The organism is Terrabacter sp. 05T424, assembly GCF_056396225.1.
Map to the genome: position 1 here is coordinate 18736 of NZ_JBFTLB010000014.1, position 23481 is coordinate 42216.

Consider the following 23481-nt stretch of genomic DNA (forward strand, 5'->3'; position numbering starts at 1 on the left):
TCCGTCGAGCCGCGACCTCAGCCGGCTCGCCCAGTGACCCACTCCTCGAGCGTGCCCTCGTCGCGTCCCTCCATCACCAGCGCCCACACGAGGACGGTCGCTGCGAAAGCGCCCACGGGCGTCTGGGAGGCCACGTCGTCGCGTACGGCCGAGAATCCGGCAGCGTCGGCGGGTTGACGGAAGCGCAGCCGGGGAGAGTCGAGGACGGCTGCCCGGGCTGCCGCCGGCAGATCGTCGAGGGTGGCCGGTCGTGCACGGGCCGCCTTGCGGCGCAAGCGCACTGCGCGCCAGCGGATGATGCCGCCGACGCCCACGCCGACGGCAGCAGCCGCAAGGACCACGGCGACGCCCATGGCCACGTCGCTCTGCCGCGGCGGCCACTGGAGGCCGACGGCCACGGCGAGCGCGAGGAGCGCGAGGGCCACGGCGAACGGCCAGCTGATCCGCCACCAGGCCCCGTCCCGCCGGAGCCGATGCTGCTCGTAGAAGCGCGAGGCCCACTCGCGCACGGCGAACACCGGGAAGTCGCTCGGCGACAAGGGATCTCGTTCGACGCCCGGTTGTTGCGGCCGCACCCTGCGCGGCTCCCGGTGTTCTCCCCTCACGGTGGCCCCCTGTCCCTTTTGCCCGGTTCGCCTCCAGGGTAGCCAGCGGGGTGAACCGTTGCAGGGACGTCCACGTCCTCGCTTTCGGAGGCGCCGGGACAGGACGGCAACCAGCCGCAGGCGGGTACGGTGCAAGAGCCAACGAGATCGCAGGAGGACCCCCATGAGCCTCGACCGTCCGGTCGCCCCCAACCCCTACGAGCTGCTGCCCAGCGTGGCCTCCTTCACCGTGACGAGCGACGACGTCACCGACGGGGCGCACCTCAAGGACGACCAGGTGGCGGCGAAGGGCAACACGTCGCCGCAGCTGTCGTGGAGCGGCGCTCCCGAGGGCACGCAGAGCTACGTCGTCACCTGCTTCGACCCCGACGCTCCGACGCCCTCGGGCTTCTGGCACTGGGTGCTGGTCGACCTGCCGGCCGACGTGACCTCACTCGACACCGGGGCGGCTGCCGCAGGACTGGCCGGCAAGGCCTTCCACGTGCGCAACGACGGTGGCGAGGCCGGCTTCATGGGCGCGGCGCCTCCGCAGGGCGACATGCCGCACCGCTACTTCTTCGTCGTGCACGCGGTGTCGGAGCCGACGCTGGGCGTCGACGACTCGGCGTCACCCGCAGTCGTCTCGTTCAACCTGGCCTTCAAGACCCTCGCACGGGCCGTCCTGCACGGGACCTACCAGCACTGACCGTCTCCCGGCGGCGCACTGCCTGGACGAGTGGGTGGTCAGCCGGTGAGCCGCGTGGTGAAGGCCCGATGGTCCGGCATCCGGTGGGATGATCACCCCACCCGATGCCGGACCATCGCAGCACGTCGTGTCGATCGCGTGCCGCATGCTCCCCCGGGATCCCCGGTTTTCGGGACGTCAGGCGCTGAGCAGCTCTGCCGAACCGAGGTGGCCGCGCAGCTCGGCGAGGATGCGACGCAGCAGCCGGCTGACCTGCATCGCGCTCAGGCCCATCGTCTCGGCGATCTCGGCCTGCGTCATGTCGTGGGCGAAGCGCAGCTCGACGATGCGCTGCTCACGGGCGGGCAGCCGCATGAGGGCGGTGCGCACGACGATGCCCTCGTCTCGGGCGGGGTCGGAGTCGTGGTCGGCGCGGGCGTCGACGAGGTCGAGAACGGGTCGGCCGCCCTCGGTCGTGGTGGCGTCGAGCGAGGCGGGGCGCAGGTTGGTCGAGGCGACCTGCGCCTCCTTGACCTCCTCGAGCGTGAGGCCGAGGGCGCGTGCGATGTCTGCGTGGTCGGGCTCGTGCCCGAGCTCCTGCTCGAGTCGGGTGCGGGCGTCGGCCACCACCTGGCGGCGCTCCTGGAGCCCGCGCGGAGGGCGCACCAGCCAGCCGTGGTCTCGGAAGTGTCGACGCAGCTCGCCGGTGATGGTCGGCGTGGCGTACGCGCCGAACTCGGTGGGCTGGGCGAGGTCGAAGCGCTGGATCGCCTTGAGCAGGGCGAGGAACGCGACCTGCTCGAGGTCCTCGCGGTCGAGGCCCTTGCCGGAGTAGCGGTGGGCCAGGGCCCGTGCCAGCGGCATGTGGAGGCGGGTCACGGCATCGAGTGCCTCCGAGCGCTCACTCTCCGACGTGCAGGTGCGGACCGTGGTGATGAGCTCACGGGTGCGAGCGTCCTTGCGGGGGCCGTGCGACGGGTTGGTCATGTCAGCTCCATCCAGAATTGGTGGCGGCGCTTTCTTGACCGACACCGGAACCCTAGACAAAGACTCAACATTGCACAAGGGCTGGACAGGAACTCATGTGTCATCGACGGCCGCGGGACCGATTGGCGACCGGTCTCGTCGGCGCCGAGGGCTAGCCTTCAGGGATGAGCGAGAGCGAGCATCGCGCCCACCGGCGGCCCGCCTTCTTCAGCGAGTCCGCGCTCGAGGCGCACGGTCCTGCGTACGACCCGACCGAGCAGATCCACGTCGCCCATGAGACGGCGCTGGCCCTCGTCCACGCGGGTCGCGCCGCCGCCGACCCTGTCGTCACCCAGAAGCTCGTCGCCCTCGTCGACGACATTGGCCTCTCGACCCTCGCCGAGCTGTGGTCCCAACGTCCGGCCCGCTCCCTGCCCGGGGCCCTCTGGCGGCTCTACGTCCTGCGCGAGTGGGTGCAGCGCGCGCCCGACGATGCCAGTCGCGAGTACGCCGCCGGCATCCGCTTCACCGGTCCCAACCACGCCGTCGCCGGGGCCGCCGAGCCGCCCGGACCCCAGGAGATGGGGCGGGTCATCGACGAGGTGATGCGCGGCGTCTTCGAGGGAGACCTCGCCGTCGCCCTCGAACGGGCGGCGGCCTTCTGCCGCGTGGTGTCCGCCGGACGTGCCGACACCTCGTCGGGCGACGACACGGCAGAGCAGGCGGCCAACGTCCTCGTCATGGCCGAGGACCTCACGGTGTGTGCCCGCCTCTGGCGCGCCGACTCGCTCGACTGACGCGCGGCCGACTGACGCCAGTTTCTGCGATGTTCTTTGGTGATCCGTTCGGGGCGATCTATCCTTGACCCGCGTCGGGTCGCGGTAGCCCCGGGTCCCAAATTCAGCCGCTGCGAGCGGCCCAGTGCCGAGAGGCGCTCCCGGCCCGACGCAACTACTTCGCACTCCGCGCCGGCTCGTCGCGCCGTCAGCGCACTCCTGTCGCAGGTCTCTCCGGGGCATGTGCAATGTCTGTCGAGGCGATGGCCCATCTCGTTCGGCCCTTCACCACACGGGCCCAGCGCAGGTGCCTACAGTGATCTCATGACACCCGAGGAGGAACGCTCCGGAGACCTGCTCGATGTCGCACTGGCCGATGAGATCGAGCTCGTGAGCGACCTGGTCGTCGCTGCCTCCTCCAGCCCGCGCCACTTCACGCCCGACGAGGTCGACGACCTGCTCGGCATCACGGGCGGGGCCCCGGCGGGGAGCCCGTCCGGCACCGCTCCCGCCTGATCGCCGTCCCATTGGTGGGGCGGGTCCCGAACGCGGGGCGAACGGCTGATGACCGCCGGGTTGCGTCCGGGTCACTACTACGCCGTAGCATCGTCCCCGGACCAGCCGCCGATCGACCGGAGCACACCTCGTGGGTTTTCGCCTCACACCCCAGGACACGAGCTTTTTCACCCTCTTCACCTCATCCGCCGAGCTCCTCGTCGAGGCGACCCGGGAGCTGACCCGCTTCCTCGAGGTCGAGCCCTCGAAGCGACAGGCTGTCGCAGACCGGCTCAAGGAGCTCGAGCACGCCGCTGACGATGCGACGCACGAGCTGATCAACAAGGTGAACACCTCGTTCATCACCCCGTTCGACCGCGAGGACATCCACAACCTCGCCGCGTCCCTCGACGACTGCATGGACTTCATCGAGGAGACCGCCGACCTGATCGTGCTCTACCGCCTCGGTGAGATTCCCGAGGGCCTGGCCGACCAGTTCGAGATCCTCGCGCGGATGGCCGAGGTCACGGCCGAGGCGATGCCTCGCCTGCGCTCGCTCAAGGACCTCAAGAGCTACTGGATCGAGATCAACCGCCTCGAGAACCAAGCCGACTCGCTGCACCGCAAGCAGGTCGCCGCCCTGTTCAACAACGCCCACGACGCGATCGAAGTCATCAAGGTCAAGGCCATCGTCGACGGGTTCGAGAACGCCGCAGACGCGTTCGAGAAGGTGGCCCACGTCGTCGAGGGCATCGCGGTCAAGGAGTCCTGACCCCCTGATGGACACGACCATCCCCGTCCTCGGGGTCGGTGCGGTCATCGCACTGGCCATGGGCTTCAACTACACCAACGGCTTCCACGACGCCGCCAACGCGATCGCGACCTCCGTCTCGACGCGAGCCCTGACGCCACGGGTGGCGCTCGGCATGGCGGCCGTGGCCAACCTCTTCGGAGCCTTCTTCGGCACCAAGGTGGCCAAGACGATCGGCTCCGGCATCATCGAGCAGCCCCAGGGCGTCGACGGCCTGTGGCTCGTCGCGGCTGCCCTCATCGGCGCGATCGGCTGGAACCTGCTCACCTGGTGGTTCGGCCTGCCGTCGTCCTCCTCGCACGCCCTCATCGGCGGTCTCGGGGGTGCGGCGCTCGTCGCCGGCGTGAAGGTGCAGTGGACCGTCATCTGGGAGAAGGTCATCATCCCGATGATCGCCTCACCGATCATCGGGATCGTGCTCGGCTACCTGGTGATGACGGCCATCCTCTGGATGTTCCGCAACGCCAACCCCGGACGCGTCTCACGCGGGTTCCGCACGGCCCAGACGGCCTCGGCCGCGGCGATGGCGTTCGGCCACGGCCTCCAAGACGCCGCCAAGACGGCCGGCGTCGTCGTGCTCGCCCTCAACATCTCGGGCCACCACACCGAAGACAGCATCCCGCTGTGGGTGCTCGTGCTGTCGGCCATCGTCATCTCGCTGGGCACGTATGCCGGCGGGTGGCGCATCATGCGCACGCTGGGCCGGCGCATCATCCACATGACGCCTCCGCAGGGCTTCGCGGCCGAGACGACGGCCGCAGCGATCCTCTACGTCGCCGGGCTCGCCTTCGGGGCCCCCATCTCGACGACGCACACGATCACGTCGTCGATCATGGGCGTCGGCGCCACGAAGCGCCTCTCGGCGGTGCGCTGGGGGGTGGCCAGCAACATCGTCGGCGCGTGGGTGCTCACCTTCCCCGGCGCCGGACTCGTCGCGGTCGCCGCCTGGTACATCACCGCGATCTTCCGCTGACCCCACGGGACGTCAGCAAAGTGCCCACTCGACCGGTCGGACCGGTCGAGTGGGCACTTTGCTGTGCGGAGCGGAAGGTGCGGCTCAGCCGAAGCGGCCGGAGATGTAGTCCTCGGTGGCCTGCTCGGTCGGGTTGTTGAAGATCCGCGTCGTGTCGTCGACCTCGATCAGGCGGCCCGGCTCGCCGGTCGCCTTGAGGTTGAAGAAGGCGGTGCGGTCGGAGACGCGCGCGGCCTGCTGCATGTTGTGGGTCACGATGACGATCGTGTAGTCGTTCTTGAGCTCGTTGATGAGGTCCTCGATCGCGAGCGTCGAGATCGGGTCGAGCGCCGAGCACGGCTCGTCCATGAGCAGCACCTGCGGTTGCACCGCGATGGCGCGGGCGATGCAGAGGCGCTGCTGCTGGCCGCCCGAGAGCCCGGCACCCGGCTTGTTCAGGCGGTCCTTGACCTCGCTCCACAGGTTGGCGCCCTGGAGCGAGCTCTCGACGATGCCGTCGAGCGTCTTCTTGTTCTTGACTCCGTTGAGCCGCAGCCCGGCGGCGACGTTGTCGTAGATCGACATCGTCGGGAAGGGGTTCGGCCGCTGGAAGACCATGCCGACCGTGCGGCGCACGGTGACGGGGTCCATCGAGGCGGCATACAGGTCCTGGTCGTCGAGCATGACCTTGCCCTCGACCCGGCCGCCGGGGATCACCTCGTGCATGCGGTTGAGCGTGCGGAGGAAGGTCGACTTGCCGCAGCCCGAGGGGCCGATGAAGGCCGTGACGGACCGGGGCTCGACCGTCATCGAGACGCCCTCGACGGCCTTGAAGGAGCCGTAGTAGACGTTGAGGTCGCTGACGTCGATTCGCTTTGCCATCGAAAGGCTTCTCTTTCTCTTACTTCTTGACCGCGTTGAAGTGGGCGACCACGCGGCCGATCACGTTGAGCAGCAGGACGAGGAGGATCAGGGTCAGCGCGGCACCCCACATGCGCTCGGCGGCCGCGGGCAGGGCGAGGTCTCCGCGGTCCTGGTTGATCATCATCGGCAGGGTGGGGAAGTTGCCGTTGAACAGGTCACGCTGGAAGTTCTTGGTGTACGGCGCGAGGATCAGCAGCGGCGCCGTCTCGCCCATGACGCGGGCGACGCCGAGCAGCACGCCGGTGATGATGCCCGAGAACGCCGTGCGCAGCACCACTTTGACGACGGTCACCCACTTCGGCACGCCGAGCGCGTACGCCGCCTCGCGCAGCTCGTTCGGCACGAGCTTGAGCATCTCCTCGGTCGAGCGCACGATGACGGGGATCATGAGCAGCACGAGGGCCAGCGAGGCGGCGAAGCCCGACTGGCGCAGGCCGAGGGTCGTGACGACGACGGCGTAGATGAAGAGGCCGGCGACGATCGACGGGATGCCCGAGAGGATGTCGACCATGAAGCTGATCGCCTTGGCGAGCGGCCCCCGGCCGTACTCGACGAGGTAGACGGCCGTCATGATGCCGATCGGCACCGCGATGATGGCCGTCATGCCGACCATCTGGAGTGTGCCCTCGATGGCGTGACGCGCGCCGCCGCCGAAGTCGGCGGAGTTGATGTTGCGCTGGTTGCCGGTCCACCACGTGGCGGTGCCGAGCATGTGGACGCCCTTGGCGACGACGGTCGACAGGATCCAGACGAGCGGGATCATGGCCAGGCCGAAGGCGAGCCACATGACGACCCGGGCCACGACGTCCTTGACGGCGCGGGCGCGGTGCGGGTTGTCCATCTCGCGAAGCGCGTCGCGGCCTCGCTTGCTTCGGGGCGGGGCGGCGTCGGGCGTGACGCCGTCGGCGGGCCCGCGGCTCTCGGTCACCGTGCTCATTCGCTGAAGGCCTTCCTGCGCTCGATGACGATGCGGGCGATGCTGTTGACGAGGAAGGTCAGCACGAAGAGCACGAGACCGGCTGCGATGTAGGCGCCGGTCTTGCTCGGGTTGCTGAACTCGGACGCGTTGTTGGCGATCTTCGAGGCGAAGGTCTCGCCGCCGTTGAAGAGCGACCACGTCCACCTGGCGCCGTCGGGAAGGGCGGAGACGAGGAAGGTGACGGCGATCGTCTCGCCGAGCGCCCGTCCGAGGGCGAGCATGGCTGCGGAGATGACGCCCGGCCTGCCGAAGGGCAGCACGGCCGTGCGGATCATCTCCCACTGCGTGGCGCCGAGGGCGAGTGCGCCCTCCTTGTGCGTCGCGGGCGTCTGGGCGAACACCTCGCGCGAGAGGGCCGTGACGATGGGCAGCACCATGATGGCGAGGACGACGCCGATGAAGGCGATGGTGCCCCCGGTGATGCCGGCCGTCCCGAAGAGCGGGAACCAGCCCAGGGTGTCCTCGACCCACTGCTGGACCGGCTTCCACACGGGGAAGAAGACGATCAGGCCCCACAGCCCGTAGACGATCGAGGGCACGGCGGCGAGCAGGTCGACGAGGCCGGCGGCGGGCCGCCGCATCCAGACCGGGGCGTACTGCGTGAGGAAGAGCGCGACGGCGACGCCGGCGGGCACTGCGATCAGCATGGCGATCGTCGAGGCGGCGACCGTGGTCCAGAGGAACTCGAGGATGCCGAACGCCGGCTTGTCACCACCGGGTGCCCACACGCGACTGGTGAAGAAGTTCTCCGAGTTGTTCGTCAGGGCAGGGATGGCCTGCACGACGAGGAACACCGCGATCAGGGTGACGATCGCGATGACGATCACGCCGGAGAACGTGGCGAAGCCGCCGAACAGGCGGTCACCCAGGCGCCCGGTGGAGGCGCGGTCGCCGCGGAGTGGCACGTGCGGCTTGCCGCCGTCGGGGCCGGGAAGTTCGTCCGCGGCAGATACACCTGTCACTGTCGACACGTGGGCCTCTTCCTTGTTGGGGAGAACTGGCGCAAGGGCGGACGCCGAGTGCGGCGCCCGCCCCTGCGTTGTGGGCCAGTCCGGTGTGATCCGGACTGGCCGGACGGTGGATCAGGAGATCGCGTCGACCGCGGTCTTGACCTTCGTGGCGACCTCGGTCGGCAGCGGGGCGTAGCCCTGTGCGGCGAGGCCCTTCTGCGTCTCGTCGGAGGCGAAGGACTTGAGGAAGGACTTGACCTTCTTGCCCGTCGCGGCGTCGGCGTACTTGGAGCAGACGACCTCGTAGGTCACGAGGACGATCGGGTACGCGCCGGCCTCCTTGGTGGCGTAGTCGATCTTGAGCGCGAGGTCGTTGCCGGTGCCCGTCTGCTTGGCGGTCGCGACGGTCTTGCCGGCAGACTCGGCGGTCAGCTCGACCGGGCCGGCGCCCGTGTCGATCTGGGCCATCGGGAGCTGGTTCTGCTGCGCGTAGGAGAGCTCGACGTAGGTGATGCCGCCGTCCTGGCCCTTCGTCGCGGTGGCGACACCGGCCGACTTCTCCTTGCCCTCGCCCTTGCCGGTCCACTTCTTGCCGGTCTCGTAGGACCAGGCGTCGGGCGCGGCGGCCTTGAGGTACTTGGTGAAGTTCTCGGTCGTGCCCGACTCGTCGGAGCGGAAGAAGACCTTGATCGCGGTCGAGGGGAGCGTGACGCCCTTGTTGAGCGCGGCGATGGCCGGGTCGTTCCAGGTGGTGATCTTGCCGTCGAAGATCTTGGCGGCGACCTCGGCGTTGAGCACGAGCTTGTCGACGCCCTTGACGTTGTAGGCGATCGCGATCGGGCCGGTGACCATGGGCAGGTTCCAGGCCTCGGAGCCGCAGGCCTGCTTGGCGGCGTCGGACTCGATGACGCCGTCCTTCGGCTTGGTCTTGAGCGCCGAGTCGGAACCGGCGAAGTCGACCTGCTTGGCGATGAACTGCTTGATGCCGGCGCCGGAGCCGGTGGGCTGGTAGTCGATCGTGGCGTCGGAGCAGGCCGTCTGGTAGGCCTTGATGGCCTCGTCGATGGCGTTCTTCTGCGCCGAGGACCCCTCGGCCTTGAGGTCACCGGAGAAGCAGTCGCCCGCGGCCGCGGAGGTGCCGCCGCCGGCGCCCGTCGAGCCGGCGCCGGGCTGGGCGCCGTTGTTCTCGGATGCGCAGGCAGAGAGCGCAAGAGCGCCGGACAGGGCGACGGCGCCGAGAGCGCTGATACGCGAAACAGACACGAGTGTGTTCCCTCTCGAAAGGATGTTCTGGACATGTTCAGGGTGGTCGGTCGACCAGGTGGAGCGGACCCTGCCGAGCGACGCTGCTGGACGGTTGATCCATCGCGAAGATAGGGCCGCCGGATGACGGGCCGCCCACGTGCGGTTAACGGAGGGTGAACGCGGGTCGACGGCTTGGTGCCGGGTCTCCACCCGGGATGCGCCACAGCACGAACGAGCGCACGATGGAGGGTTCACGCACCTCCAGGAAGGGCCGTTCAGGTGTCGATGCGCTCGACGTCGACGACGCGCGCGTCGTCGCCCTTGCCGACGAGGTGGCACACGAGCACCTCGCCCTTGCGCATCGACTCGGCTGCCGCCTGGTGCAGCTGGTCGGCGACGTCACCGCGGTCGGGGGAGTGGACGACCCGGCGGCGCAGCACGTCGATCAGCGCCGGCAGCACCGGCCCGTGGCTGCAGAGGGCCGCCGGTTCGCCCTTGCGCAGGAGGCGGTCGACCTGTGCCAGTGCGCCTTCGTGGCTCTCGGCGAAGCCTTCCTCGGACAGCGTGTCGCGGGTGCGCAGGCGAAGGCCCCGCCCGACGGCATACGGCTCGACGGTGGAGACGCAACGGGTCGACGACGACGAGACGACACGCGTGACGCCGTACGCTCCCAGCACGGCTCCGACCGAGACGGCCTGGGCGCGGCCGACGGCATCCAGCGGGCGGATGCGGTCGTCGGCCTCCCACTTGCCGCGCGGGACCGCCTTGGCGTGGCGCACCAGCGCGATCGGCCAGGTGCGCAGCTCACCGGCGCGCTCGGCCCTCACGAGGGCGAGCAGCTGCTCACGGTCGCGGGCATAGTCGAGGCGGTCGTTGGCGGAGCGGACGTCGACCCATGCCACCTCGTCGATCTCGTTCTCGAGCACGCCGGTGCCGCCGGTGACCCGGGCCGCCCAGTAGTGCACCTGCTTCGTCGCCGGACCGCCGGTGGAGTCGAGCACGGGGTACTCCGCCGAGGGCAGAGGCACTCCGAGCCGCACGACGAGCCCGGTCTCCTCGAGGGTCTCGCGGGCCGCCGCGACGCTGGGCTGCTCACCGGGGTCGAGCTTGCCCTTCGCCCACGACCAGTCGTCGTACTTCGGCCGGTGCACGAGCGCGACCTCGAGCTGCCCTTCACGGCGGCGCCACGGCAGGGTGCCGGCGGCGGGGATCACGGAGGCCACGCGCGCCAGTCTGCCCGACCGAGGCCTGCGGGTCGCCCCCACGGGCCGAACGTGCCCGTATGCCGGTCAGCTGAGCAGTTCCTCGAGCGCGCCCTCGAGCGTGGGGTGGGCGAAGGAGAAGCCCACCTCGCGAAGTACGTCGGGCGCGTGCAGTGGCGGCCCGTGAGGCCGAGCGCGGGATCGGTGCGGAGCGGGACGCTGCCGAGCCGGACGAACAGCTCGGGCGTGGGCGGCGAGGTGGGTCGGCGGAGGTGGCGCCGGAGGCTCGCCATGAGCTCGGCGTTGCGCACGGGCTGCGGGGCGGGTCCGACGACCACTCCCGCGGGGACGGGCACCTCGGCTTCCAGCCCGAGCGACGCGCGCACGAGGGCGAGCCAGTCGTCGACGTGGATCCAGCTGAACCACTGGCGTCCTGACCCGACCCGACCGCCGAGCCCGGCCCTGGTCAGCCCCGCGAGACGGCGTCCGGCGAGGTTGACGACGGTAGTGCGTGACGGCTCGGCGAGCTCACGGCTCCAGGCGCCCTGGTGCTCGCCGTCCCACTCGGCCTGCCGGTAGGGGCCAGCGGCGCGGGTCGCCGACGACGGACCAGACGGCATCCAGGCCGGTGGCGAGGAGCTGGGTGCGCGTGCGCTGCCACGTCAGGTCCTCACCGTAGGCACGCCCGCGATGGGAGGCCCCTCGGCCGACCCGTGGCGTCGGTCACGCCACCACACGGCATACGCAAGAGGCGTATGCCGTGTCGACCGGCGTCGAGCGCCGGACTCAGCGGCGGCGGGCCTTGCGACGCCGCTTGTCGTGGCGCTCGATGAGCTTCTCCTGCAGGTCGTCGAGCGGCTCGCCCGCCTCGGAGAAGTGGTGGCGCACCCAGCGACCGTCGGAGCCGAGGTCCCAGCGCGAGGTCGTCTCGGCGAAGGCGAGCTCGATCAGGTCGCCGAGCTCGACGATGTGGCCCGGGTCGGAGATGCGCACGAGCGCCTCGACCCGGCGGTCGAGGTTGCGGTGCATCATGTCGGCGCTGCCGATGTAGACCTGCGGGTCGCCGCCGTGGTCGAACCAGAAGACGCGGGAGTGCTCGAGGAAGCGGCCGAGCACCGAGCGCACCCGGATGTTCTCCGAGAGGCCCTCGACGCCAGGACGGATCGCGCAGATGCCGCGCACCCAGACGTCGACGCGCACCCCGGCGATGCTGGCGCGGTAGAGCGCGTCGATGGTGGCCTCGTCGACGATCGAGTTCGCCTTGAAGACGATCCGTCCGGGCGGGGCGTCCTTCGACCGGTTGCGGTGCAGCTCGATCTCCTCGTCGACGAGGTCGATCAGGCCAGAGCGGACCGAGCGCGGGGCCACGAGCAGGCGCTTGAACTTGCTGCGCGGCGCGAACCCGGAGAGGAGGTTGAACAGGCGCGAGAGGTCCTCTCCCACTTGGGGATCGGTGGTGAAGAGACCGAAGTCCTCATAGACGCGAGCGGTCTTCGGGTTGTAGTTGCCGGTGCCGATGTGGCAGTAGCGCACGAGGCCCTCGGACTCCTGGCGCACGACGAGACAGAGCTTCGCGTGGGTCTTGAGCCCGACGACGCCGTAGACGACGTGGACGCCCGCCTCCTCCAGCTTGCGGGCCCACGAGATGTTGTTGACCTCGTCGAAGCGGGCCTTGATCTCCACGACCGCGAGGACCTGCTTGCCCGCTTCGGCGGCGTCGATCAGGGCGTCGACGATCGGCGAGTCGCCCGAGGTGCGGTAGAGGGTCTGCTTGATCGCCAGGACGTTCGGGTCGTTCGCGGCCTGCTCGATGAAGGCCTGCACCGACGTCGAGAACGAGTTGTAGGGGTGCTGGACGAGCACGTCCTTGTGCCGCACCGCTGCGAGCAGGTCGATCGCCTTCGCGCTCTCCGCCGGGGCGAAGTCGGGGTGGGTGCGGGGGAAGAACCTGGCGTACTCGAGGTCCGAGCGGTCGACGTCGGCGATGGTGAACAGGCCGCGGAGGTCGAGCGGCGTTGGCAGCCGGTAGATCTCGCGGTCGCTGATCTGCAGCTCACGAGCGAGCATGTCGAGGACCTTCGGGTCGATCTCGTCCTCGACCTCGAGACGGATCGGCGGCCCGAACCGGCGCCGCGTCAGCTCCTTCTCGAGGGCGGTGAGGAGGTTCTCGGCGTCGTCCTCCTCGACCTCGAGGTCCTCGTTGCGGGTGACCCGGAACGAGAAGTGCTCCATCACGATCATGCCCGGGAAGAGCTGGTCGAGGTGGCTCGCTATGACGTCCTCGAGGGGCACGAACCGCTTGCGCTCCACGTCGGAGTCGACATCCTCCGCGACGAGGATGAAGCGCGGCAGGCTCGGCGGCACCTTGACGCGGGCGAAGTGCTCGCTGCCCGTCTTGGGGTTCTGCAGGAGCACGGCGAGGTTGAGCGACAGCCCCGAGATGTAGGGGAACGGGTGCGCGGGATCGACGGCGAGCGGCGTGAGCACCGGGAAGACTCGGTCGGCGAAGAAGAAGTGCAGGGGCTCGCGGTCGTCCTCGTCGAGGTCGTCCCAGCGCACGATCGTGATGCCCTGCTCCTCGAGAGTGGGCCGCACGTCGTGCTGGAAGACCGACGCGTGCTGCTGCATCAGCTCGTGCGCCAGCCGGGCGATGCGCTCGATGAGCTCGCGCGGCTCGAGTCCCGCGGCGGTGCGCACCGCGAGGCCGGTGGCGATGCGGCGCTTGAGGCCGGCCACCCGCACCATGAAGTACTCGTCGAGGTTGTTCGAGAAGATCGCGAGGAAGCGCGTGCGCTCGAGCAACGGCACGGCGGGATCCATGGCGAGCTGGAGCACGCGCTCGTTGAACTGCAGCCAGGACAGCTCGCGTTCGAGGTAGCGGTCGGCCGGCAGCTCGTCGTCCTCGGGCCCACCACCGGGGCCGACGAAGCGCCCGTTGGAGGCCCGGGCCGGGACACGGCGCGACGGGACGGTGGCGGTGAACGAGCTGACCTCGGCCGACTCGGTGCTGGGCTCCTCGGTGCTCGCCCCGCGTGTCTCGGCGGATGCTGCGTCGGGCTCGTCGAGGTCGGTGGTGGTGAGGCTGCCGGTGCTCATCTGCCCATCGTGGCACCGATGGGCGACGGGAGGGTGAACTCGTCTCAGCCGTGGGCGGTCGCGTCGGCTCCGGCCCGGGCGGACGCCGTCCGCGCGTACTGTCGGTGCACCTCGACGTCCTCGAAGCCGAGCCGGCTGTAGGTGTGCACCGCCGCGACGTTGTCCTCGTCGACGTAGAGCACGACGCGCGCCAGCCCCAGGGAGCGCAGGTGGTCGAGGCCCAGCACGGTGACCGCGCGCCCGAGCCCCTCGCCCTGGTGGTCGGGGGAGACGGCCACGACGTAGACCTCACCGACGTCACCGGTGGGCGGTTCGACCTTGGTCCAGTGGGAGGCCACGAGCGTGTCGGGGTCGGCCGCAACGACGACGAGGATCAGGCCCGCGGGGTTGAACCAGCGCTCGGCCATCCGCTGGTCGAGGTCGGCCCGCCGCAGCGACCCCTGCTCGGGGTGGTGGGCGAACGCTGCGGCGTTGAGGGCCAGCCACGCGTCCTCGTCACGTCCGCGCTCGAAGGTGCGGACGGCATACCTCGGGTCGATCTCGGCTGGCGGCCACGCGTCGCCGCTCGTGAGGGACCGTCCCATGACGTGCAGCGAACGCACCGGCACCAGGCCGAGCGCCGTCGCGAAGCCAGTAGCGGCGTCGGCGGCAGGCCCCACCGCGTGGCTCCAGAGGCGTATGCCGTCGGGCAGGACCCCGAGCAGGGCCGTGCCCACGCCGGCGCGGCGGGCACTGGGGGCGACGACGAGCTCGCCAGAAGCGGCGGCGTCCCGGCCGTCCCCGCCGTCGCCGCCGTCGTTGGGCTCACCGCTCTCGCCGGAACGGGACTGCGCGTAGCCGATGACGGAGCCGTCGTCGGCGAGCGCGAGCAGGTGGTCGACGCCGTCGTGCTCGCGGGCCCGCACCGAGAGGCGGAACTGCTCCGAGAGCGGCTGCGCGCCGTCGTGGGCGGCAGCGGCATCGGCCAGTGCGAGCACCGCGTCGGCCTGATCGGCGGAAAGGGGGTGCGTGGTGTCGTGACGCGCGATCGTCGGGGACGGCATGCGGCGATTCCACCACAGCCCGGTCGGCATGGCCGTCGAGAGGCTGGCCTCTGGATCCACTCGTTGCGGCATCGGGAACGCGGGGCGGCGTTCACGAAGCCGACACGTGCCAAGCCTCCGCTGGACGGGCTCCGACGCTACCCTCCGTTTCGTGCCCAGAAGGCACGAAACGGAATGAAAGAGGAGCACATGTCTCGAAAGACCCGCCGTACCGCCTTTGTGGCGATCGCCGCAGTCTGTGCGGCGACTCTGACGGCGCCGGCGTTCGCAGCGTCAATGCAGGGAGATGGCGACGACGGCCAGCACGGTCAGCAGGGCCAGCACGGTCAGCACGGTCAGTGGCCCAGCCGATACGCCGACCTCCAGATCTTGTCGTTCAACGACTTCCATGGGAACCTCGAGCCCCCGAGTGGTTCGAGCGGCCGAATCCAGACCGGACCACTGGCGACCAACACCACCGACGTCGGCGGAGTCGAGTACCTCGCGACGCACCTCAAGCAGGCGCGCGTCGGTCACCCCGACACCGTGACGGTCGCCGCGGGCGACATGGTCGGCGCCTCCCCCTTGCTCTCCGCCGCCTTCCACGACGAGCCGACCGTCGAGTCGCTCAACACGCTGGGCCTCGACATCACGGCCGTGGGCAACCACGAGTTCGACGAGGGCTACAAGGAGCTCCAGCGCCTGCAGAACGGAGGCTGCATCGACGACGGCCCCGACGGCGCGAACAACCAGAACTCCTGCGCCGACCACCGTTTCACGGGCGCAAAGTTCCAGTACCTCGCTGCAAACGTCGTCGAGAAGGCGTCCGGCAGGACGATCCTGCCGCCCTACGACATCAAGCGCTTCCGCAATGGCGCCCGGGTCGCCTTCATCGGCATGACGCTCAAGGACACGCCCTCGATCGTCACCGCCTCCGGAGTCGCCGGACTCGAGTTCAAGGACGAGGTCGCCACGGCCAACGCCCTCGTGCCCAAGCTCAAGCGGCAGGGCGTCAATGCCATCGTCGTCCTCCTGCACCAGGGTGGGTCCACGCCGGCCAGCACGCCGTACGACTACACGTGCAAGGGCGGCGGCACGCTGTCCGCCGACTCGCCGATCCTGCCGATCGTCAAGAACCTCGACCCGGCGATCGACATGGTCATCTCGGGCCACACGCACCAGCCGTACGTCTGCTCCATCCCCGACAAGAACGGCGTCCCGCGTCTCGTCACGTCGGCTTCCTCTTTCGGTCGCCTCTACACCGACACGCAGGTGCGCTACGACCGCTGGCGCCAGGACATCGTGCGTCCGACCGAGGCCGACTCGAAGAACAACCTGGTCACCCGGACCGTGACGCCCGACGCGGCCCAGACCGCACTTATCGCCCGGTACAAGGAGCTCGTGAAGGCGATCGCCGACAAGGTGCTCGGCCAGATCGTCGGCGCCTCGGTCAGCAAGACCCAGAACGCCGCCGGCGAGTCGCCGCTCGGTGACCTCATCGCCGACGCCCAGCTCGCCGACCCGTCCGTCGTCACCGGTGGCAAGACGCCCGTCGTCGCCTTCATGAACCCGGGTGGCATCCGCGCCGACCTGGTGGCCGACGCCAACGGGAACGTCACCTACCAGTCGGCGTTCACCGTGCAGCCCTTCAACAACTACCTCGTGTCGATGGACATCACGGGGCAGGGCATCTACGACCTGCTGAACCAGCAGTTCAACGGCGCCAACACCGCGGGCAGCCCCAAGGTGCTCCAGATCAGCAACGGGTTCACCTACAGCTACACCCAGCTCGGCAACGGCACGGTGAAGACCGACAACGACACGGCCACCGTCGACGACGGCTCGGTCAAGCTCAACGGCGTGCCGGTCGACAAGGCGGCGACCTACCGCATCGTCACCAACAACTTCCTCTCCGACGGTGGCGACGGCTTCCCGGCCTTCAAGGCCGGCACGGCCAAGTACTTCGGCGGGCTCGACATCGACGGCTTCGCGGCTTACCTCACGGCCCACTCGCCGTACTCGCCGCTCGTCCCGAGCCGCATCTCGCGGGTGCTGGTCCCGTGACCGTGGGCTAGTCCCAGCACTACTCAGGTGCCCGTATGCCGCCGAGCTCGCTCAGCGGCATACGGGCACCTCTGTCTTGAATGGCAACCACTGCTCGAGGCAGGGCACACTCGAGGTCGCGTGTCGGCGTCCTGGACCTGCGCCTCAGGCGTCGGCGGTCTGCGCGGCTGGTGCCTCGGGCCGGTCGGGCACGAGGCGGTAGCCGACGTTGCGGACCGTGCCGATGAGCGCCTCGTGGTCGGGCCCGAGCTTGGCCCGCAGGCGGCGCACGTGCACGTCGACGGTGCGCGTGCCGCCGTAGTAGTCGTAGCCCCAGACCTCCTGCAGCAGCTGGGCGCGGGTGAAGACCCGACCGGGGTGCTGGGCGAGGTACTTGATCAGCTCGAACTCCTTGTAGGTGAGGTCGAGCGGGTGGCCGCGGAACTTCGCCGAGTAGCTGGCCTCGTCGATGACGAGCTCGCCCGACGTGATCGGCATGTCGAGGTCGGCCTCGTCGTCCTGACCCTTCGTCATCACGAGCCGCAGCCGGGCATCCACCTCGGCCGGCCCGGCCGAGTCGAGCAGCACGTCGTCGAGACCCCACTCGGCTGTGAGACCAGCGAGGCCGCCCTCGGTGAGGACGGCCAGCAGGGGAGTGCCGATTCCGGTGGTGCGCAGCACCCGGCACAGCGACCGGGCGCTCGCAAGCTCTCGTCGCGCATCGACGATGACGACGTCGCAGTCGGGCGAGTCGACGAGCGCGGTGGCCTCGGCGGGCAGGATGCGGACCGTGTGGCTCAGCAGACCGAGCGCGGGCAGTACCTCGGCGCTCGGTGCGAGCGCGTTGGTCAGCAGCAGCAGTCGGGCCATCTCATGCAGGATAGGCGAGACTGGTCACCCCGGGACGGGACCACACCAACCATGAGACGGAGCGAGATGGCCACCACGACGGCAGCGCCGAAGGTCACCGTGCGCTACTGGGCGGCGGCCCGCGCGGCGACGGGCACCGACAGCGAGGAGCGCTCCGGCGCGACCGTCGGCGAGGTCGTCGACGGCGCCGTGGTCGCGCACCCGGCCCTGGGTCACGTGGCCACGGTCGCGAGCTTCCTGCTCGACGGGCGCAAGGTCGGTCGCGAACAGGTCGTGACTCCCGGCGCGACGGTCGAGGTGCTGCCGCCGTTCGCCGGCGGGTGATGCACAATGGCCCCCGTGCCTGACGACGACGCAGCCCGCACGGGAGCCCCGGAAGGGTCGCTCCGCCTGCCGCTGTCGCCGGTCCGCGCCGACCACATCCGCTGGTTCGGGGTGGGCGCGACCTTCGTGTCGGCCGTGGCGCTCCTCGTCGCCCAGGGCAACGGGTATGCCGCCACGCTGGCTGTCACGCTCGTGCTCGCCCTGGCGGTGGCGTGGGGCTGGCCGCTGCTGAGCGGCTCCTACACGCCGATGGCCACGACGGTCGCGCTCGCTGCGAGCTCGGTGGCGATGGTGCTGAGCGCCTTGCGCCAGGACCTCCTCTGGGTCCCGGCCGCCGTGGCCTTCGGCATCCTGCTCGCCTTCTCCGGCCAGCTCGTGCGGCGCACCGGGCGTGAGGGACTCGTGCTCACGCTGCTCTCGGCGTTCGGAGGCCTCGCCGTCATCGCGTCGGGCACCACGGCGGTCGTGGCGGCCAACAGCGACCGCGGTCAGGCGGTCGCCGTCGTGGCGATGGCGGCCGTCGGGGCAACCGTCGCCGTCGACCTGTTGCCGGGCGTGCGGGTGCTCGCGCCGTTCCTCGGGCTCGTGGCGCTCGCGGTGTCGGTCGTGGCGTCGCTCGTGGCGGCCAACTTCTTCGACGAGGTCGGTGCTCTCGAGGCGCTCGGCGTCGGGGCCGCCGTCGGCACCGTGTCGTGGTCGTTCCGACGGGTGCTGTCGCTGCAGCCGGCGATGCTGACCCGCCGTGGCCAGATCGGCTCCGGCGTCGGATCGGTGCTCGTCGTGGGCGCCGTCGTGCACCTCTTCTCCGTCCTCACCTGACACCCACCCCCCACCCGACCCCGGCACCCACCCGTTTGAGGTAAACCCGCCGCAAGAACAACGGCGCGTATACCTCAAACGGGTGGCGGCGCGGTCAGTAGACGAGGGCCTGGGCGCCGGGGGCCAGCGCCTCCTCGACGAAGACGGCGGCGCCCTTGATCACCGCGCCCTCGACGAGCTGGTCGTCGGTCAGCCCACGCCGAGCCGCGCACTGCGTGCACACGGTCAGCCGGCCGCCCGCGAGCACCGCGTCGCGCAGCTCGACCAGCGGTGCGGCATACGGCAGCTCGAACTCCTCGGCACGCCCCGGCACGGCCATCCACGTCGACTCACCGGTGAGCCACAGCGACACGTCGACACCGCTCGCGACCGCCGTCGCGGCGACCGTGAAGGCCTGCGAGAGACGTTCTGGCGCCTCGGTTCCGGCGGTGACCTTGACGACGAGCGAGCGCGCGGGGGTGTCCATGGGATCAGGCTACGATCGGGCGCATGTTCAACCTCGACCAGGACATCCCCGAGCCGCTGCGTCCCCTCGCGTGGCTCATCGGACGCTGGGAGGGCGCCGGGGTCGTCGGCTACCCCACGATCGAGTCGGCGCACTTCGGCCAGGAGATCGAGGTGACGCACGACGGGCGCGGCTTCCTCAAGTGGGAGAGCAGGGCGTGGATCCTCGACTCCGAGAACGGCGCCAAGGTGCGCCCCGCCGCCGTCGAGTCCGGTTTCTGGCGCCCGCTCGAGAACGGCGAGGTCGAGCTGCTGCTGGCCCACCCGACCGGCATCCTCGAGCTCTACTACGGCAAGATCGAGCCGGCCAAGGTGCAGCTGAAGACCGACGGCGTGCTCCGCGCGCCCGGCGCCAAGGAGTACAACGCGGCGACGCGCATGTACGGCCTCGTGGAGTCACAGCTCATGTGGGTGATGGACATGGCCGCCGTCGGCCAGGAGATCCAGAGCCACGTGTCCGCGACCCTGAAGCGCGTGGAATGAGCCGTATGCCGTCAGCGTTGCCCCGAGCATGAGCGACGTCGAGCTGCCCACCCGTCCCACGACGGCCCGGAGCCCCCTGCTCGCGCGGCCGGGTGCGGTCGCGGGGGAGGGCCTCGAGTCCGGTGTGGCGCTGCACTACGGCGACCCGATGCGCGAGCAGCGTCTCCTCGAGGAGGGCCTCGCCGTCGTCGACCTGTCGAACCGCGACGTCGTCACGGTCTCCGGCCCCGACCGCCTCAGCTGGCTGCACTCGCTCACCACCCAGCACCTGCTCGGCCTCGAGCCCCGGCAGTCGCGCGAGGCGCTCATCCTCACGCCGAAGGGGCACGTCGAGCACTCGCTCCACCTCGTCGACGACGGCGCGACGACGTGGATCACGACCGAGCCCGGCGCCGGCCGGGCCCTGGCCGACTGGCTCGACCGGATGCGCTTCATGCTGCGCGTCGAGGTCGCCCTCGTCACCGACGAGTGGGCCGTGCTCGGCGAGCCGCACGCGAGCGAGTGCGGCGACGGCGAGCCCCTCGCGTGGCGCGACCCGTGGCCCGACCTCGTCGGCGACACGACGGCATACGGCCCGGTCGACGAGCATCCCGGCACCGAGCGCGCGTGGCGCGAGGTCCTCGTGCGACGCGCCGATCTCGTTGCGACAGTGGGTGATCGGCCACTCGCGGGGCTGTGGGCAGCCGAAGCGCTGCGCATCGCCGCCTGGCGTCCGAGGCTCGGCCTCGAGACCGACCACCGCACCATCGTCCACGAGGTCGACTGGCTGCGCACCGCCGTGCACCTGCACAAGGGCTGCTACCGCGGCCAGGAGACGGTGGCCCGCGTGCACAACCTCGGCCGCCCGCCGAGGCGCCTCGTCTTCCTCCACCTCGACGGCTCGGGCCACCTGCTGCCCGCGCGGGGCAGCGACGTGTATGCCGGTGAGCGGGTCGTCGGCCACGTGACCTCCGTCGGTCGCCACCACGTCGACGGACCCATCGCGCTCGCCGTCATCAAGCGCAACACCGACCCGACGCTCGACCTGCTCGTCGAGGGGCTCTCGGCAGCGCAGACGATCATCGTCGCCCCCTGACCGACGGCGCCATGGGCGCTGGCAGGATGTGCGGCATGAGCACCGCACGCACCCCGTTCGGCTCAGGGAGCACCCTGATCACCGTCGCGCCCACCGGCGCCGAGACCGCCAAGGCCGACGTGCCGGCCCTGCCGACGACTCCCGAGGAGCTGGTCGAGACCGCCGTCGCGTGCGAGCAGGCCGGTGCCGCGCTCATCCACATCCACGTCCGCGACCGCGAGCACCAGCCCACCCTCGACGGGGCCTTCCTCAAGGAGGCCGTCGACGGCGTGCGTGAGGCCACCGACCTGGTCGTGCAGCTCTCGACGGGAGGCGCCGTCACCGACCCCCTCGACCAGCGCCTCACCGTGCTCGACGCCGACCCCGACTCGTGCTCGCTCACCTGCGGCACGACCAACTTCGGCGACGGTGTTTTCCTCAACCCCTGGGGCTTCATGGTCGACCTCTACACGCAGGCCCAGGAGCGCGAGGTGGTGCCGGAGTTCGAGCTGTTCGAGCTCGGCCACGTGCATGCCCTCCGCCGGCTCATCGACCAGTGCGGCCTTCCGTTCGGCGGCAAGGTGCACGTCGACTTCGTCACCGGCGTTCCCGGCTCGATGCCCGGCACCCCGCAGGCCCTGATGGCAGGCGTCGCGATGCTGCCTACCGAGGTGACCAGCTGGTCGGCCACGGGTATCGGCCGCGCCCACCTGCCGATCGTCGCCGCGGCGCTCTCCGCGGGCGGCCACCTGCGCGTCGGCATGGAGGACAACCTCATGTACGCCAAGGGCCGCCCCGTCGAGCACAACCGCGAGCTCGTGGCGCGGGCCGCCCAGATCGCGAGCGTCATGCAGCGCCCGGCCATGACGACCACCGAGGCGCGCGAGATGCTCGCGATCAAGGACCGCCGCACCCGCTGAGCACGCTCTCCCGCAGAAAAGTGCCCACTCGACCGAGAAGGTCGAGTGGGCACTTTGCTGGGCGAGTCCTACCGTCGTGTGGGCGCTGTGCTGTGTCGGCGCGGCGGTGTGGGACGCCTCACGCTGCCCGGAGTTTGCATTTTGCTTGCTCCAGTTAGCACAATGGAGGCATGAGCAAGCTTCCGCTACCCGACCTCGGGGCATACCTGCGCGAACAGCGCGAGGGTGCCCAGCTGTCGCTGCGCCAGCTTGCCGACATGGCCGGCATCTCCAACCCCTACCTGTCGCAGATCGAGCGAGGGCTGAAGCGCCCGAGCGCCGAGATCCTGCAGCAGATCGCCAAGGGGCTGCAGGTCTCGGCCGAGTCGCTCTACGTCCGGGCCGGCATCCTCGACGAGCGGGTCGTCGACCACGACCCTGCTGCCGGCCCCGACGTCCTCTCCGCCATCGCAGCCGACCCGGTTCTCACCGACCGACAGCGCGCGGTGCTCGTCGACATCTACCTGTCGTTCGTGGGCGAGGCCGGAACGCCGGCCCCCAGCAGCCCTCGGAACCCCGACGCACGAAAGCCGGCAGCACGCCGGCGCCCCACGCGCAGCAGCGTCGCTGACGCACCACCAGAGCTCAACGAGTCCATCCAGAAGGAGAACTGACATGGCTCTCAGCAAGAAGATCACCAAGGCCGTCAAGGACGCCCAGAAGCAGGCCGAGGCTGCCGTCGCCGACGTGCGTGGCCAGCTCGGTCAGGTCGACGGCAAGCTGCCCGAGGTCTCGGTCGACCCGACGCCGTTCTACGCCGTCGTCGGCGCCGCCAACATCGCCATCGACACGGTCCGCTCCGCGAGCGAGCAGCTCGAGGCCGCACGCAAGCAGGCCAAGACGGTCGACCTGCGCAAGGGCGCCAAGAAGGAGGCCGACCAGCTGCAGAAGGAGCTCCAGAAGCGGATCGTCGACCTCCAGGGCCGCACGGTCGAGCTGCAGAAGCTCGCGACCAGGTACGCCGACCGATTCGTCACGCAGGCGCAGGACCTCCCGGCGCGCGTCCTCAACGAGGGCCTAGTCATCGCGAGCAACGCCAAGGACCAGTACGACGCCGCCGCTGCTCGCGGCGAGAAGGTCGTCACCGACCTGCGGGCCCAGGGTGAGCGCACCGCGTTCGGCCTCGCCGAGCGTGGCACCGCCACCGTGACCCGCGGCCGTCGCGTCGCCGAGACCGCCGTGAGCGAGGGCGAGAAGGTCGCCCAGGGCCTCATGGACGTCGTCGTCAAGGACGCCTCCAAGGTCGGCGCCCAGGTCGAGAAGTCGGCGCAGGCCGTCGAGGCCGCCGCTGCTCCGGTCGAGCCGAAGCGCACCGCCGCCCACGAGAAGGCCATCCGCAGCTCGTCCGCCCAGAAGGCGGCCGCCACGCGCAAGGCCAACGAGGTCGAGGCGACGACGACCCGCAAGGTCGCCGCCCGCAGCTCGGCCACGACCGACGACCCGCAGGCCACCGCGGCCCGCAAGGTCGCCCCGGCCAAGCGCGCAGCCAAGAAGACGGCCAAGAAGACGGCCAAGAAGGCGGCCGCCAAGACGACCGACACCGCCAAGAGCGCGGCCGCGACCGCGAAGAAGGCGAGGCCGGCCAAGAGCACTGCCGCGAAGGCCACCTCGGCAACGAGCTGACCCTGCCGGTCGCGACTCCGGCCGGAGCCGCGACAGCCGGCACGAGGCCGTCACCCGACCGGGTGGCGGCCTCGTCGCGTTGCCTGACCGCCCCGACCTGCGACCCTGGCGGAAG

The 23481-nt window shown here is 70.3% G+C and carries 26 protein-coding genes; 13 read left to right on the top strand and 13 right to left on the bottom strand.

Features of this window, described 5'->3' with window-relative positions:
* Positions 1-17: 17 nt before the first annotated feature.
* The gene (locus tag AC1DE0_RS20625) at positions 18-539 is read right to left on the bottom strand and encodes a hypothetical protein (RefSeq protein ID WP_478105119.1); all 522 of its coding nucleotides are present in this window, start codon (positions 537-539) and stop codon (positions 18-20) included.
* 229 nt (positions 540-768) lie between these two features.
* On the opposite strand from AC1DE0_RS20625, the gene AC1DE0_RS20630 reads away from it, so the two are divergent.
* On the top strand, positions 769-1290 hold the full coding sequence (locus AC1DE0_RS20630) for a YbhB/YbcL family Raf kinase inhibitor-like protein (RefSeq protein WP_478105122.1): 522 nt from the start codon (positions 769-771) through the stop codon (positions 1288-1290).
* 177 nt (positions 1291-1467) lie between these two features.
* On the opposite strand, the gene AC1DE0_RS20635 is transcribed toward AC1DE0_RS20630, so the two are convergent.
* Complete coding sequence (locus AC1DE0_RS20635; RefSeq protein WP_478105126.1) at positions 1468-2256, bottom strand: sigma-70 family RNA polymerase sigma factor; 789 nt, start codon at positions 2254-2256, stop codon at positions 1468-1470.
* Between the two features lie 164 nt (positions 2257-2420).
* Between AC1DE0_RS20635 and AC1DE0_RS20640 the strand changes: the two genes are divergently transcribed.
* The 4 genes from AC1DE0_RS20640 (at position 2421) to AC1DE0_RS20655 (ending at position 5290) form a co-directional block, all read left to right on the top strand.
* A complete protein-coding gene (locus tag AC1DE0_RS20640) occupies positions 2421-3032 on the top strand; it encodes a hypothetical protein (protein ID WP_478105129.1) in 612 nt (203 codons plus the stop codon).
* Between the two features lie 303 nt (positions 3033-3335).
* Positions 3336-3527, top strand: a complete 192-nt coding sequence (locus tag AC1DE0_RS20645; RefSeq protein WP_478105132.1) for a hypothetical protein — start codon at positions 3336-3338, stop codon at positions 3525-3527.
* A gap of 130 nt (positions 3528-3657) precedes the next feature.
* Positions 3658-4278 (top strand): DUF47 domain-containing protein, encoded by a 621-nt coding sequence (locus tag AC1DE0_RS20650; protein ID WP_478105136.1) that lies wholly within the window; start codon positions 3658-3660, stop codon positions 4276-4278.
* A 7-nt stretch (positions 4279-4285) separates the two neighbouring features.
* Positions 4286-5290 carry an inorganic phosphate transporter gene (locus tag AC1DE0_RS20655; protein ID WP_478105141.1) on the top strand — a complete coding sequence of 335 codons (1005 nt, stop codon included), beginning with the start codon at positions 4286-4288 and terminating at the stop codon, positions 5288-5290.
* Positions 5291-5374: 84 nt separating this feature from the next.
* Here AC1DE0_RS20655 and pstB read toward each other — a convergent pair whose 3' ends face one another.
* The 9 genes from pstB to AC1DE0_RS20700 form a co-directional block, all read right to left on the bottom strand.
* Positions 5375-6151, bottom strand: coding sequence for a phosphate ABC transporter ATP-binding protein PstB (pstB, locus tag AC1DE0_RS20660; protein WP_478105145.1), 777 nt, complete (start codon positions 6149-6151; stop codon positions 5375-5377).
* Between the two features lie 19 nt (positions 6152-6170).
* Positions 6171-7130, bottom strand: a complete 960-nt coding sequence (gene pstA / locus AC1DE0_RS20665; RefSeq protein ID WP_478105148.1) for a phosphate ABC transporter permease PstA — start codon at positions 7128-7130, stop codon at positions 6171-6173.
* Positions 7127-8143 (bottom strand): phosphate ABC transporter permease subunit PstC, encoded by a 1017-nt coding sequence (gene pstC / locus AC1DE0_RS20670; RefSeq protein WP_478105152.1) that lies wholly within the window; start codon positions 8141-8143, stop codon positions 7127-7129. Before pstC ends, pstA begins: the two co-directional genes overlap by 4 nt.
* Before the next feature lie 111 nt (positions 8144-8254).
* Positions 8255-9385, bottom strand: coding sequence for a phosphate ABC transporter substrate-binding protein PstS (gene pstS / locus AC1DE0_RS20675; RefSeq protein WP_478105156.1), 1131 nt, complete (start codon positions 9383-9385; stop codon positions 8255-8257).
* 257 nt (positions 9386-9642) lie between these two features.
* Positions 9643-10590 carry an NUDIX hydrolase gene (locus AC1DE0_RS20680; RefSeq protein ID WP_478105160.1) on the bottom strand — a complete coding sequence of 316 codons (948 nt, stop codon included), beginning with the start codon at positions 10588-10590 and terminating at the stop codon, positions 9643-9645.
* A complete protein-coding gene (locus AC1DE0_RS20685) occupies positions 10578-11189 on the bottom strand; it encodes a hypothetical protein (protein ID WP_478105163.1) in 612 nt (203 codons plus the stop codon). Before AC1DE0_RS20685 ends, AC1DE0_RS20680 begins: the two co-directional genes overlap by 13 nt.
* Before the next feature lie 166 nt (positions 11190-11355).
* Positions 11356-13665 carry an RNA degradosome polyphosphate kinase gene (locus AC1DE0_RS20690; protein ID WP_478105165.1) on the bottom strand — a complete coding sequence of 770 codons (2310 nt, stop codon included), beginning with the start codon at positions 13663-13665 and terminating at the stop codon, positions 11356-11358.
* A 44-nt stretch (positions 13666-13709) separates the two neighbouring features.
* Positions 13710-14708 (bottom strand): mycothiol synthase, encoded by a 999-nt coding sequence (mshD, locus tag AC1DE0_RS20695; protein WP_478105168.1) that lies wholly within the window; start codon positions 14706-14708, stop codon positions 13710-13712.
* A 273-nt stretch (positions 14709-14981) separates the two neighbouring features.
* Complete coding sequence (locus AC1DE0_RS20700; protein WP_478105312.1) at positions 14982-15224, bottom strand: hypothetical protein; 243 nt, start codon at positions 15222-15224, stop codon at positions 14982-14984.
* On the opposite strand from AC1DE0_RS20700, the gene AC1DE0_RS20705 reads away from it, so the two are divergent.
* The gene (locus AC1DE0_RS20705; RefSeq protein WP_478105306.1) at positions 15135-16751 is read left to right on the top strand and encodes a bifunctional metallophosphatase/5'-nucleotidase; all 1617 of its coding nucleotides are present in this window, start codon (positions 15135-15137) and stop codon (positions 16749-16751) included. The two genes, AC1DE0_RS20700 and AC1DE0_RS20705, sit on opposite strands and share 90 nt — an antisense overlap.
* A 144-nt stretch (positions 16752-16895) precedes the next feature.
* Here the strand turns inward: AC1DE0_RS20705 and AC1DE0_RS20710 are convergent, their stop codons facing one another.
* On the bottom strand, positions 16896-17600 hold the full coding sequence (locus AC1DE0_RS20710; RefSeq protein ID WP_478105171.1) for a response regulator transcription factor: 705 nt from the start codon (positions 17598-17600) through the stop codon (positions 16896-16898).
* Between the two features lie 51 nt (positions 17601-17651).
* Here AC1DE0_RS20710 and AC1DE0_RS20715 point away from each other — a divergent pair, with 51 nt between their 5' ends.
* Both AC1DE0_RS20715 and AC1DE0_RS20720 read left to right on the top strand, forming a co-directional pair.
* Positions 17652-17924 carry a MoaD/ThiS family protein gene (locus tag AC1DE0_RS20715; RefSeq protein WP_478105173.1) on the top strand — a complete coding sequence of 91 codons (273 nt, stop codon included), beginning with the start codon at positions 17652-17654 and terminating at the stop codon, positions 17922-17924.
* 6 nt (positions 17925-17930) lie between these two features.
* Positions 17931-18743, top strand: coding sequence for a hypothetical protein (locus AC1DE0_RS20720; protein WP_478105176.1), 813 nt, complete (start codon positions 17931-17933; stop codon positions 18741-18743).
* 94 nt (positions 18744-18837) lie between these two features.
* Here the strand turns inward: AC1DE0_RS20720 and AC1DE0_RS20725 are convergent, their stop codons facing one another.
* The gene (locus tag AC1DE0_RS20725) at positions 18838-19209 is read right to left on the bottom strand and encodes a DsrE family protein (RefSeq protein WP_478105179.1); all 372 of its coding nucleotides are present in this window, start codon (positions 19207-19209) and stop codon (positions 18838-18840) included.
* Between the two features lie 23 nt (positions 19210-19232).
* Here AC1DE0_RS20725 and AC1DE0_RS20730 point away from each other — a divergent pair, with 23 nt between their 5' ends.
* From AC1DE0_RS20730 to AC1DE0_RS20750, 5 genes are all read left to right on the top strand, one after another.
* Positions 19233-19730 carry a heme-binding beta-barrel domain-containing protein gene (locus AC1DE0_RS20730; RefSeq protein WP_478105183.1) on the top strand — a complete coding sequence of 166 codons (498 nt, stop codon included), beginning with the start codon at positions 19233-19235 and terminating at the stop codon, positions 19728-19730.
* 28 nt (positions 19731-19758) lie between these two features.
* Entirely contained in the window at positions 19759-20805 is a 1047-nt protein-coding gene (gene ygfZ, locus AC1DE0_RS20735; protein ID WP_478105186.1) for a CAF17-like 4Fe-4S cluster assembly/insertion protein YgfZ, read from the top strand.
* A gap of 35 nt (positions 20806-20840) precedes the next feature.
* Positions 20841-21704 (top strand): beta-keto acid cleavage family enzyme, encoded by an 864-nt coding sequence (locus tag AC1DE0_RS20740; RefSeq protein ID WP_478105188.1) that lies wholly within the window; start codon positions 20841-20843, stop codon positions 21702-21704.
* Positions 21705-21874: 170 nt separating this feature from the next.
* The gene (locus tag AC1DE0_RS20745; RefSeq protein WP_478105190.1) at positions 21875-22357 is read left to right on the top strand and encodes a helix-turn-helix domain-containing protein; all 483 of its coding nucleotides are present in this window, start codon (positions 21875-21877) and stop codon (positions 22355-22357) included.
* 1 nt (position 22358) lies between these two features.
* On the top strand, positions 22359-23366 hold the full coding sequence (locus AC1DE0_RS20750) for a hypothetical protein (protein ID WP_478105192.1): 1008 nt from the start codon (positions 22359-22361) through the stop codon (positions 23364-23366).
* The last annotated feature ends 115 nt before the right edge of the window (positions 23367-23481 follow it).